Source organism: Mycoplasma sp. 6934, from assembly GCF_055523595.1.
Genome location: NZ_JBVFVE010000001.1, coordinates 806,138 through 819,264, shown reverse-complemented (window position 1 = coordinate 819,264; position 13,127 = coordinate 806,138). Strand labels below are relative to the sequence as shown.

Below are 13,127 nucleotides of genomic sequence, written 5' to 3'. Positions count from 1 at the left end.
TTAAACCTCCTATATATAAATCTTAGTTAATTAAACATGGACAGCAAAATTTAACATTTTAGTTATTTATAATTCCATAGCAAATTGCTGTGGAGTTTTTCAGTTTAAGTTTGATTGAATTCGGTCATTGTTGTACCAAATTACATATTCTTGTATCATATCATTAAGTTCATTAAATGTTATTTTTGAATAATCTAAATCATTTAATAATTCAGTTTTAATGATTCCAAACCAATATTCAATTTCTCGATTATCAAGAGAATTTCCCACTCTTGATAACGAAATAATCCCACCAAGATTTTTAACTTCTTTAATATATTGATGATGTGTATATTGAAAGCCATGATCTGAGTGAATGATAAAATTTTTGTATTTGTATTGCTTTAATGAATTTAAATTGTCTAAAACTAGTTCTAGATTATTACTTTTTGATAATTTAAAACCAACAATTTGTTTAGTTTTATGAGACAAAATTGCAGACAAATAAACGTGTGATTCTAACACATCTTTTGGCGCTTTTATATATGAAACATCAGTTGCATAAATATTTCGATTGTTTTGATCATTATAATCACGATTTACGAAGTTATCAATCTGAGTAGATAGATTTTTAATTTCTTTTCGTTTTGATTTTTGTCTAAGCTTACATTTTAGGCCTAAAAGGTTCATATATCTCCCTAATGAACGTTCGTTTATATCTATTTTGTATTTTTTAGATATGTAAACACTTAGTTTTAACCTTCCATATCTTGACTTTGTTTCTGCGAACGATTTTTCGATTACATCACTATATTTAGGGAGTTTTTGTGCAATTTTAATATTTTGAGTTTTAGAAATTGTTTGTCTAGAAATGCCAAAAACTTCTGCAAGCTTAACATAACTTATACTAAAACTTTTAGATTCAATAACTTTCTTACTTTTAGGTAATTCGTTGGTAATTTCATAATATCTTTTAGCTATTTGTAACAAATCATCACGATCAAAAATATCTCAATTTGGTTCTCTTTTCGTCTTAGGTTTGCCGCTTCCTTTTTTGCGGCTTTCCCCTTTCTTTGTCTGTAATAAGTCTTCCATACCTAAATTATAATACTTAATTATTTTATTAATTCTAACTTTTACACTATTTCTTTGTAAGTTTTTTGTTTCTGGTGATATTTGGTAAATAGCTTGGAAAGCACCTGGGAAACCTGATTTTTGATATTCTTCATATATTTTTGCAAATTCTTCTTTCTTTAAATGTCTTGACATAATTTATCCTTTCAAAAAAATTCTTCGTTGGTACCAACGAATGGTAACAGAAAAGCTAACATTTACATGTTAACTTTTCTGTCCGGCTTTAAATTATATATTATTTTTTAAATTTGTAGAAAAAAATAAACATTATTTATTTAATTTTTAATAAAATACCCCTTTTTATTATATTTGTGGGTAATAATAAATCCAGAAAAATTAGGTTAAAAAAGTTAAGTCGTTTTTTTAAAAAAACATTTTGGAATTTTATAATTTATATTATAATTATTTTAATGCTTACCTAGGTAAGAGTGTATATTTCAGTAATATACTTCTTGAGCTATAATAAATGCTCCTTTCCCATAATAATATCTTTCCCTCTAATTTAAATTAGAGGGATTTTTTTAATTTTAATTGTTTTATTTTTTGGTTATTTTCTTATAATATTTCAATATGAAAAACAGCAAAGATAACATCGAACAAGATGGCAAAACAAAGAAAATTAGTTATAAAGGCATTTCAAAATTAGCTGGAGTTTCGATATCAACGGTTAGTAGGTTTTTTAATAATGGCTATATTTCTGACAAAACTACTAATAAAATTCAAAGCATTATTAATAAATATGGTTATATTCCCAATTATGGGGCTAGCATTGTAAGGGGTAAAAGTCGAACAATCTTTGTAATAATGCCAAATGCCATTCAAAATAAGTTTAATTTAATTACAAGCGGTCTGGTACTAGAAAGCGCTAAGAATGATTGACATGTAGTAACTACCTATAGTGAAACAGCATCTAATGATTATATTGCAACAATTAAATATGCCCTTAGTTGAAAGCCTTTAGCAATTGTTGCATTGATTCCTGATTACCATAAAAGAGTTTTTGATTATTTGAAAAATATTTCCAACGAAACAGCAATTATAATCTATGGACATAATATTGACGAGTTAAATTGAATTAAAACTGATTTTGAAACAAGTTTTTATAATAGTGTTGAAGTTTTCAAACATAACCGTAACCAGCAATTAGCCCTTATCTTAGATGAAAAACTTTCTGATACAGAAAAAAATGAAATTAAAAATGGCTTTAATGCTGCTTGCCAAAAAAATGATTTAAATTGTTCAATTTACTATTTAGAAACAAAGAAAAATTGAATCAATATTCAAAATCTTAATAAAAAGTTAAAATTTGCCGGAATTAAAAATATTGTTTGTTCAACACATGAGGTCTATGTGTCAATTATGAATACTTTAGGTAATAAAGAATTTAAAATGACAGATATAGGCTATCAATCAATCTTTGATGTAGTGAAAAATTACAAAGCAAAAATCTTTGTTGATTATCCAAAGATCGGGATGATGATTATCCGAATGATACATGATTATTTAGAAACACAACAACAAGAAGGTGTCTTAGTAGATACCTTGATTATTGAAGATGAAAAAAATAGGAGTAAATATGATTAAATTAGGTTCACATATTTCATTTAAAAAACCAGGTTATTTACCAGCTGCAGTTCAAGAATCACTTGATAATGGTGCAAATACCATGATGATTTATTTAGGGGCTCCACAAACAACTATTAGGGTACCAAAAGAAAATTATAAACTTGAAGAATATCTTGCGAATTATAAAGATAAAATTTCACAAGAAGACATTATTGTACATGCTCCATATATTATTAATCCAGCTAATCCATCAAAAGCTACTTTTTCAAATGATTTTTTAATTAAAGAAATTGAAAGGATGAATTATTTAGGTTTAAAATATTTGGTTTTGCACCCTGGCGCTTATACTACTTATGAAGTACAAGAAGCATTAGAACAATTAGTAGATAGTTTAAAATATATTATTAGTCAAACTAAGGACGTTGTAATTTGCATTGAAACAATGAGTGGAAAAGGAACAGAAATTGGAATTAATTTTGAACAAATTAGATATTTATTAGATTGAACTAATGATCCAAGAGTCCAGGTTTGTCTTGATACTTGTCATTTATGGGATGCAGGTTACGATTTGCAAAATTACCAAGAATTTAAGCAAGAATTATTTAAATATGATTTATTAAAACATGTTAAAGTTATTCATTTAAATGATTCTAAAAATCAATTAGCCAGTCATAAAGATCGCCATGCTAATATTGGATTAGGAACTATCGGCCTTAAAACATTACAAGAATTTGTACATGATCCAGATTTTGATAATATTCCAGTTATTTTAGAAACTCCATATTTAAATAATAAACCAATTTATAAAGAAGAAATATCGATGCTTTTAGATAAATAAATTGAAAATACCAAGAATTACTTCTTGGTATTTTTTTATAAATCGTAATTAATTTTCTCGATAATTTAATAATATTTTTTAAATTCATTATAATATCAACTTAGCATCCTTGAATAATATGTTTCACGAGGTAAGTAGTCAATATTATTAAAGATCACCTCTTTATTCTTTGGAACCTTAAAAACTCCTCAAGAGTATGCAAAAGGTGCAAGATCAGGAACAATACTGTAACGTTTATCACCAAAAGTATTAATTACTACTTTTTCTTGATCTATAAAAGGTATAAATTTAAATCCTCATTGTGCAGGTGTTTCGTATCCATAACGGTCTACATATATATAAATCATAATTTTCCAGCACTTGATAAACTTCTTCATTCCCTAAATATAATTTCTCAAAAGTTTCTTTTAGTTCGCTATCAGTTACTTTGGTTTCTTCCCTAGGGTAAAGTTCATGAAATCTATCAATAATAATATTTTTAAATTGTTTTTTATTTTTAATTGTTACAAAATTATTATTTACTAGATTTTGGTCTTTAAAGTAATTATCATTAAAACTACCAATATTATATTTTTGTCTAAGTTTAGTAATATTATCCTTTGATAAGGATCCAGGAATAAATCGTTTTGCTTGTATATAATTATTAAATACTTTATCAACTTCCTTAAATTTCTTTTCAAATTCATGAAATGAATTTTGATTATTACAAGAAATTAGTGCAAAAGGCATGGAAAATGGTAGACAAGTTAAAAATATTTTCTTAATCATTTTCATTTCGCACCAAATGTGTAACTGCAATTAAATCATCAACTGAATTTGTGAAAGTATTTGTACTAAACTTTTTAATTCTATATCTATATTGACCTGGTACATCAACTTTAAATTCAATAAGTTCATCATTAGTTAATACTGAACCAACACTTTTAACAATCACTCATGAACCATTTGTATCCTTTCGCTCAAGATATAAGTCATAATCACTGACCCATTTACCTTCTTGGCGTTTTATTAACTCTTCTTTTTTGAGTCTTGCTTCATCAATGTGGGCTTTATTTCATTCGGATTGCTCATAGGTTGTATTAAAAGACTTAATGAAGGGAAATGTATAATTTCAATAACCTGGACTAATTTCATTATTTTTTAACTGTCCAGCATTAAAAGTTCAGGAACTAGAAATTTTAATTGTTTGATTTCCTTTTAAATTTATTGTATTACTAATAAACACGTCACCATATTCACGAGTAGGGTGAACTTGAATTGTTTGAGCATTATCTGCTGCTTGCAACATTGCTTTGAAATCAACAGTGCCTGCCCCATATTTTTGTGCATATCCACTTGATTTATAAATTACATCATTATGTTTTGGAGTTATAGCAGAAGCAGATAAAATTGCTTTGAAAGTGGAACTTTAAAATCACTATTTTGTATGTAGGATTTATAGTTAAGTAAATTTGATATAAGACCTGTTACCATAGGTGCTGCATAACTTGTTCCCCATTGATTCTTATTTATATTGTACGCAGGGTTATAAAAGTAGGAAGGGGCAACAACAAGTGGTTTGCCCAATGTGTCAAATTTATCTTGAATTTTATAATTAGATCTGAAATGAACCTTATTTCCGTTTAAATTATTTTTAGTTGCTGACTCAGAAAGCGCTCCAACAACTATGGAATTAAGAGACAATTTTTTATTTGTAATTAAATGATCTGGTTTATTTCCGTCGTTGCCAGCCGAGATTACATTTATAACTCCATATTTACGGGAAATATAGTCTAGAAAATATGTTTCATCATTATAGCCTTCATAATCTTTACGTCGTGACCCGTAACTATGATTAATAATTCTAATTCCTTCATTAAGAACCATATTTTCAATAACTCTAGTTCAATCACTATTTTTTCCAGTACTTGTAAATGTTGAAAGATGTATTTTTGAATTTCTAGATACTCCATAGTAGCCGCCTGCTATCATTGAAACAATTGTGGAATGCTCTTTGTAGTCATGTTGATACACACCTTGCGTTGATGCACCACCTATTTTAATTCCTTTTTTGAAATATTTTTGATAATTATTATCAAAAGGATAGGTTCAAACTTCTAGTACACCTATATTAGTAGCAGGGAGGTTTTCTGCAGTATAACCAACAGCATTAACAATTTCTAAGTTTTTATCCATCGAATTTTTAAAATGATAATAACCTTTATTACTTTCATATGGTTCTACGTAATTATCAGGTTTATAAATATCTGTAAGCCATTCTTCAAGGGGTATTGGTCGTTCAGAAACTGCCCTTGTATTTTCATAAATTAAGAATTTATATATTTCAGTTCAATTTTTAATTGATTTAGTAAAAATTTCACGCTCTTTTTCACTCTTAAAATAGAACCATGTAACAGGCATCATTTGGCTTACTTTATATTTGGAAAAGTTTAACCCATGAGCTTTAATTTTACTGATAAATTTCTCGTTAAATTCTTTAATTTTTTTCTCGTCATCACCTAAAAAACCAGGATTTAACAATAATTTTAATTCATAATCATTACTTAAATATTTATGGTGTTCAACTCCACTAGAATTTGTAATGGTTATTGATTTTTGAGCTCTAAGTTCAAATTTATCACTTGTAAGATTATCATACCAATTGGTAATTTTTGATGAATAATTCTGTGGTAATATTGCAAATAAACTAGCAAAACTACCTAATGTTGCAATAGGTCATATAAGCAGTTTTTTAATTTTTGTTTTAAGAATTTTTCTCCTTTTTTCTTTTGTTTATGTATTTTGCAAAAAAAACTAAATACAACTATTTAATATAAATATTTAAGTTTTTTTTGCATACATATATTATATATTAAAAAATATGGCTTTAGTAAATTACTATAAATCTACTACGTACAAGGTCTACTAGTAGATAATTAGTATGTAGTTATTTTTCTTAGAAGTAAAAAAAGAAAGTAATTATAAGCCACACAGAAATTTTAAGGTTTCTGTATGGCTTTACTATCTAAAATATTTTTCCATTTGCTTTTTGGTGTAAAACTAATAATACAAATCAGATGTAATAGATTTGTATGCAAATTAACTCCTTTATATTTTTCTAATTATAATAAATTGCATAAAAATGTCCATTATCAACTAAATAAAAAGCAGAATTTCACTGCAAATTCTGCTTTAATGAATTATTTTAACCACTCATATTCCATTTCAATTTTTAAATCTTTATAATCATTTAAACTAGTTTTATCTACAATGATGAAGAAACTACGGTATCAATAATTAGACCCCAGAGCTTTATCAGAAACTCAAATATTGTTATATCCTATTCATGTATACTTATGATTTTGCTGATAATTTTTATCTCAATTTAGTTTTAATGTTTTAGTTGAATCATTATAATTATAATTTTTTATATCTCAACCAAGTTTGCGGCGATCTCCCCTGCCTGGCATACTTGTTGTAATATAATTATTTAATAAAATAATGTCTTTTTGGCTAAAATCTACAGTATCAAGTAGCTCTTTAAATTCTTTATTTATAAAATTTGCATCTTTATAATAATTAGGATTTATCTTTAAAAATAAATTTACAAATTCGTTTTTATTTTTAAATAAATATGTGGTATTTTGGATGTTTTTCTTCGCATAAACTCAATTGTCATTACTTTGATCAACATTTTCGCTAAGACGTTCAGGTGTATTACCATATTCCCAATGAGAATACAAGATATTTTGGTCACTGTTTGCATATCTATCATTATCTTTTGAAAATAATTGTGGGGATAATCCTTCTAGAGTAAAAAGCGAACGATCTTTATTTCAATAAGTGTTTGAATTAATATTAGAATGTGATATAAATTGATTATATTCAACTCTATATCATGTATATAAACTTACAGGAACTATTACTAAAGCACTTGCTAAAAATATACTTGAATACTTAATAACTTTTTTCAATGTTTTTTTCATTAGTTTTCTTTTACGTAGGTAATTGCAACTTCAATTTGATTTGTATTATTTGAAAATCTTTGAGCTTCAAATGTATACCAGCCTGATTCTGGGACTGTAAATTCTAAAACTTCAACATTTTTATTGGAAGACATAGAAGATGCAATAACCGATCCTGTTGAATTCTTCACATAAAAATCTATATCAGTTTTATCAAAAGTACCATTATATAAAAATGCTAATGATGACCTAATTTTCTCGCCTTTATTAAGATAAACTGATCTTGAGTTATTAAATGAATTTTTACTTTTATCCGTAGATTTTAATAAAATAAGCGATTGCAATGCTTTTTCAATTTTCTTGTAATCAGGAATGCCAAAGCCGGTTTCATTAGTATAAATTTCCTTTACATCTTTTGGTTTTCTTGACCCTGTTATTAAAGCAGATTTAAAGATAATTGAGTCTGAGCCTTGATCAAAATAAGATCTGTATTTTTGTTTCAGCATTCCAGCTATTGCAGCAACTACTGGCGCTGAAAAACTTGTTCCTCGTGCATAGTTTTCTTTTTCGACAAGCTGACCATTTTCTCGAACTTGAGTTTTATCAGTAAATCAATAATAACCACCTGGTGTTACAACAGAAAGATGATTTAGGTCATTCCCAATTTGACTATAAAATGCTTTTTTTTCTAGATTTGAAGAGTCAGTCGAACCAACTATAATACTATTTTTAGATAATGAAATTTCGAAAAGATCATTTTTTCCATCATTAAATCTATTACCCGCTGCAACAATATTGATTAATTCAGGATTATTGTAAATTAAATCATCTAAATATTTTGATGCCCAATTATATGTCAATAGATCTTTAGAAATTATGTTATCATTATAACCAGGTAAACCTCAACTATTATTCACAATATTTGTGTGCTTTAGTAAGTAATTCATTTCCCCAGATATACCATTTCAATTAAAGGCTAATTCAACTGAGACAATACCTAGAGAGGGATTGATTCCCATTTTTCCGGCAATTAATTCTGCAACCTGTGTTGCATGTCTTGATCAATCCTCTCAGTAGAACAATTCATTTCTTCACCATAACCCATTACCGTGTTTTCTGTTTCACTCGAAAGCTTTTGAATGAGTTTCGACAACCCCGTATTCCAAAACACCTATATTTAATTTTGAATTAATAAAATTTCTAAGGTGATTAGATCTTGTTTCTTTATCCAATCCAACATATGCAAAGTAATAACTATTCAACATATTTAATTCAAAATCGCTATGGTTATATCTATTATCAGAAAATGATTTATTTTGTACTATTGGATTTGTTAATTTGTTCTTGACAAATTCATCATAGAATACCCCAGTTGTAAAATTATAAATTTTTCTATATTCTTTTTGAGTATCCTCAAAAAATTTATTTATTAAATTTAATAAATACATATAGTCAATTCCACGGACATGTGCGATTGATATAACTCCTACATGTTCTTCAAACTTCATTTGAATCTGTTTACCTAATTTTGTTTCTAAATTAGTTTTTAATGATTTGATAAAATCAATTGAAAACGAACCAAAAATATCAAATCTATTAACACCGTAATTGATTTTTTTTGTTTCTGATTCGTCTGATTTATTTGATATTAATAAATTTGTAACATTTACATGTTCAACTTTATTATTTTTAAAGTTTTCTGTTTTCTTACTTTCTTGTTGTGATGTAAAACTAAAACCAAGTGGCAATGCAAACAACCCAGTTGTTCAACTTGAAAGTTTTAAGAAAGTTTTAAGATTTTTGATATTTTTCATTTTGTACCCCCATAATTTTCTAAAAATATCATAAAAATTATAACATAAGTTTACTAAATTTTTATTTTGCTTTTTGGAAAAGCCACTTGCAAAATATTAACAAAATAATTGTTTTTCAATTTTAATATAAATTTTGCATAAAAAATATATGTATAAACAATCAAACACGATAGTGTTTTCTTGTTGGTGTTGCTTGCTTTTGCTGAATATAACCCTCTTTGATTAAAAACGAAAAAAGAACACAAAAATTAATATATTCATATCTCGTTTTAAAGCCGGACAGAAAAGTTAACATTTTCATGTTATCTTTTCTGTCCGGCTTTATATTAAAATTATTTTAATCACTCATATTCCATTTCTATCTTTAAATCTTTATAATCGTTTAAACTTGTTTTATTAACTATTATAAAAAAGCTTCTGTATCAGTAATTTGAACCTAATGCTTTATCAACTACGCAACCTCACTGGCAATTTGACTTTCACCAATATTTTTTTTGCTCATAATTTTCATCTCATTTTAATGTGAGTGTCTTATTGCTATCATTATAACTATATTCTTTAATATCTCACCCTAGTTTTCTCTTGTCTCCGTCCCTAGGCATGAATATATTGACATAATTATTAAGTAAAATAAGATCTTGTTGTGCAAAATCAACCTTATCTAACAATTCTTTATATTGCTTAGTTATAGAATTTTCATCTACATACCTGTCTGGTTCTAGCTTTAAAAATAAATCAATAAACTCTTTTTTAGTCTTAAATAGGTAAGTTGTGTTTTGGATGTTTTCCTTGGAATAAACCCAATTATCGACATTTTTGTTAGCTTCTTTGTCAAGACGTTCAGGGTTATTACCGTATTCTCAAGCTGAAGATGGCTCTACTTGTTTATCTTTTGAAATTCTATCATTATCTTTATAAAATGTTGATGGATAAGCGCCTTCTAAAGTAAAAAGGGTATGATCATCATTTCAGTAATTGTTAAAATATATTTTAGAATGCTCAGTTCATTCTTTATGTTGAATCCTATACAAAGTATAAAGAGAAGTAGGCATAATTAACAATGCTGATCCTAAAAATATAAGAGAATACTTTAAACCTCTTCGCATTTTTCAAGCCATTTTTAGTTATTTTCCTTTGCATATGTAATAGCTACTTCCACAGGATTTGAATTTTCTGAATATCTATATGCCTCAAATCTATAAAATCCTGAATTTGGAACTACAAATTCAACAACTTCAATATTTTTGTTCGAAGAGTTAGAAGAAGCAACAATATTGCCATTTATATCTTTAATTCTAAAATCAATATCAGTTTTATCATTTGTTCCATTGTACAAGAAGGCTAAAGAAGCACGTATTTTATCCCCTTTATTCAAGTATACCTGGCGAGAGTTTTTTGATAAATCATTACTTTTGTCAGTTTTAGGTAAGATTATTAAAGACTGTATTGCTTGTTCAATTTTTTTATAATTTGGAATCCCATATCCAGTTTCATTTGTATAAAGCGAATTTATACCATTTGGTTTTCTTGAACCAGTTATCAGAGCAGATTTAAAAATAATTGAATCTGACCCTAAATCAAAATAAGTTTTATACTTTTGTTTTAACATTCCTGCTATTGTTGTTATTAGCGGTGCTGAGAAACTTGTCCCCTTATTATAATATCCGCCCGTTCTTAAATTTCCATCCTCATCATAATACTGTGTTTTATTAGTAAATCAATAATATCCGCCTGGAGCTACGACTGAAAGATAATTTAAGTCATTACCTACTTGGCTTGAACTTGCTTTATTTTCTCAATTTCATTCACTTGTTGCGCCAACTATGATGCTATTTTTAGACAATGCAATTTCAAATATATCATTTTTCTTGCTGTATGCATTTCCAGCAGCTATAACATTAATGAGTTCTGGGTTATTAAAAATTAAATCATCAAAATATTTTGATGCCCAATTATAAGTTAACATCCATTCAGGGATTGGTTTTTTGTTATCATATCCTAAACCTCAACTATTATTAACTATATTTGTGTATCATATCAAATAATTCATTTCGCTGCTAAGACCATTTCATTCTAAGTCAGTCTGTACAGAAACAACTGTAAGAGATGGATTAATGCCTTTTTTTCCAGCAATTAATTCTGAAACTTGGGTTGCGTGCCTTGATGATTTTTCTGTATAGAATCACATGTCTCTCCACCATATTCCATTTCCATACTTACGATTTCACTCAAAAGCATTTGAATGTGTTTCAGCAACTCCTCCCTCTAAAACTCCAACATTTAATTTACTATCAATAAAACTATTAAAATGTTTAAACCTTGTTTCCTTATCTAACCCAACAAAAGCGTATATACTATCGTTTTCTTTTTGCGTTTCAAATGAGGAATTATGATATCTACTATCTGATGAGCTTTTATTTATTACTGATTTATTTGCAGTATTAACATATTTGAATTCATCATAATAAATTCCAGTAGTGAAGTTATAAATTTTTCTATATTCCTTTTGATTATCTTTGAAGAATTCTTCAATTAAATCAAATAATTGTTTATTATCAATACCTTTTACGTGGGCTATTGATACTACACCAATATATTCTTCAAATTTAACTTGGACAACTTGTCCTAGATTTTTTTCTAAATGTGTTTTCAATGATTTTATAAAATCAACTGAAAACGAACCAAAAACATCAAATCTATTAACTCCGTAATTGATTTGCTCAGTTTTCGATTCGTTTGATTTTTGTGTAATTACTAAATTTGTAAGATTCACATTTTCTATTTTACTAAGAATTTCATAATTTTCAGTTTTTTTGCTCAAAGTAGGGTTCAAAAAACTAAAACCAAGTGGCAACGCAAAAAAACTAGTTGTTAAACTTGAAAGTTTTAAGAAAGTTTTAATATTTTTAATGTTTTTCATATCATACCTCCAGAATTTTTCTAAAAATATCATAAAAATTATAACATAAAAGAATTTTTAATCAAGGGAAATTGTTGTTTGTATTTTGGAAAAGTCACATGCGAGATATTAACAAAATAATTGTCTTTTAACTTCAACATAATTTCTATATAAATAATTTATGTGTAGAGGATTAAACACGGTAGTTTTTTTTGGTTTCGCTTACTTTTGCCCAATGTAATTCCCCTTTGGTTAAAACAAAAAAGTTGTAAAAAAAATTAATATATTCATGTCAAGTTTTTGTCCACCTATATAAAAACCCACTTCTGAAAAATTCAGAAGTGGCAATCATATTTATTTTAATTTGGATATTTTTCTGGGTGAAGTTGTTTCATTTTTTCAATAAATTCTTGCTTAGGTAAGTCTCCATATTTTTTCATTAAATCAACACATTCATTATATTCTTGAATTGCATATTCAAGACCTTCAAAACCAGAAACAAATGTAATACCTTCACGTTTTCAATTTTTATATGTGCTAAAGAATGTCTTAACACTATCTAAAAAAGGTAATGGAAGATCTTTTAAGTTTTGAATATGATCTAGGCGATAATCATCACTATGCACTGCGATTAATTTTGTATCAGTTTCACCATCATCGATCATTTTCATAGCTCCAATAATGCGGGCACTGAGCTTTGTCCCAGGATGAAAGGTTTCACTTGAATATAATAAAACATCAAGTTCATCACCATCTCAATCTAATGCATTTGGGATAAATCCATAATTACATGGATAGACAAAATCTCCTCTGAGAATTCTGTCTACTTCTATTTCGCCAGTTTTACGGTTATATTCATACTTAATTTTTGAATTTTTAGGTATTTCAATTTTAACGTCTATTTTATTCATGTATAAATTATAATAAAAAAATTAGAAAGAATACTTTTCTAA

The 13,127-nt window shown here is 27.1% G+C and carries 12 protein-coding genes; 2 read left to right on the top strand and 10 right to left on the bottom strand.

Annotation, left to right across the window (positions count from 1 at the left end):
* Positions 1-66 precede the first annotated feature (66 nt).
* On the bottom strand, positions 67-1,248 hold the full coding sequence (locus AC0B4S_RS03505; RefSeq protein ID WP_465101581.1) for an IS3 family transposase: 1,182 nt from the start codon (positions 1,246-1,248) through the stop codon (positions 67-69).
* Positions 1,249-1,683: 435 nt separating this feature from the next.
* On the opposite strand from AC0B4S_RS03505, the gene AC0B4S_RS03500 reads away from it, so the two are divergent.
* Together AC0B4S_RS03500 and AC0B4S_RS03495 are read left to right on the top strand one after the other, a co-directional pair.
* Entirely contained in the window at positions 1,684-2,697 is a 1,014-nt protein-coding gene (locus AC0B4S_RS03500) for a LacI family DNA-binding transcriptional regulator (RefSeq protein ID WP_465101716.1), read from the top strand.
* Complete coding sequence (locus AC0B4S_RS03495; protein ID WP_465101715.1) at positions 2,690-3,517, top strand: deoxyribonuclease IV; 828 nt, start codon at positions 2,690-2,692, stop codon at positions 3,515-3,517. Before AC0B4S_RS03500 ends, AC0B4S_RS03495 begins: the two co-directional genes overlap by 8 nt.
* Positions 3,518-3,582: 65 nt before the next feature.
* Here the strand turns inward: AC0B4S_RS03495 and AC0B4S_RS03490 are convergent, their stop codons facing one another.
* The 9 genes from AC0B4S_RS03490 to AC0B4S_RS03450 form a co-directional block, all read right to left on the bottom strand.
* The gene (locus tag AC0B4S_RS03490) at positions 3,583-3,864 is read right to left on the bottom strand and encodes a hypothetical protein (protein ID WP_465101714.1); all 282 of its coding nucleotides are present in this window, start codon (positions 3,862-3,864) and stop codon (positions 3,583-3,585) included.
* Positions 3,806-4,291, bottom strand: coding sequence for a hypothetical protein (locus AC0B4S_RS03485; protein WP_465101713.1), 486 nt, complete (start codon positions 4,289-4,291; stop codon positions 3,806-3,808). Before AC0B4S_RS03485 ends, AC0B4S_RS03490 begins: the two co-directional genes overlap by 59 nt.
* Complete coding sequence (locus tag AC0B4S_RS03480; RefSeq protein WP_465101712.1) at positions 4,278-4,805, bottom strand: hypothetical protein; 528 nt, start codon at positions 4,803-4,805, stop codon at positions 4,278-4,280. The genes AC0B4S_RS03485 and AC0B4S_RS03480 overlap by 14 nt, the downstream gene beginning before the upstream one ends.
* Positions 4,806-4,885: 80 nt before the next feature.
* On the bottom strand, positions 4,886-6,037 hold the full coding sequence (locus AC0B4S_RS03475; RefSeq protein ID WP_465101711.1) for a S8 family serine peptidase: 1,152 nt from the start codon (positions 6,035-6,037) through the stop codon (positions 4,886-4,888).
* A 659-nt stretch (positions 6,038-6,696) separates the two neighbouring features.
* The gene (locus AC0B4S_RS03470; protein WP_465101710.1) at positions 6,697-7,482 is read right to left on the bottom strand and encodes a hypothetical protein; all 786 of its coding nucleotides are present in this window, start codon (positions 7,480-7,482) and stop codon (positions 6,697-6,699) included.
* A complete protein-coding gene (locus tag AC0B4S_RS03465; protein WP_465101709.1) occupies positions 7,482-9,275 on the bottom strand; it encodes a S8 family serine peptidase in 1,794 nt (597 codons plus the stop codon). The genes AC0B4S_RS03470 and AC0B4S_RS03465 overlap by 1 nt, the downstream gene beginning before the upstream one ends.
* A 332-nt stretch (positions 9,276-9,607) precedes the next feature.
* On the bottom strand, positions 9,608-10,393 hold the full coding sequence (locus AC0B4S_RS03460) for a hypothetical protein (RefSeq protein WP_465101708.1): 786 nt from the start codon (positions 10,391-10,393) through the stop codon (positions 9,608-9,610).
* Between the two features lie 2 nt (positions 10,394-10,395).
* Entirely contained in the window at positions 10,396-12,195 is a 1,800-nt protein-coding gene (locus AC0B4S_RS03455) for a S8 family serine peptidase (RefSeq protein WP_465101707.1), read from the bottom strand.
* A 338-nt stretch (positions 12,196-12,533) separates the two neighbouring features.
* Entirely contained in the window at positions 12,534-13,085 is a 552-nt protein-coding gene (locus tag AC0B4S_RS03450) for an inorganic diphosphatase (RefSeq protein WP_465101706.1), read from the bottom strand.
* Between the last annotated feature and the right edge of the window lie 42 nt (positions 13,086-13,127).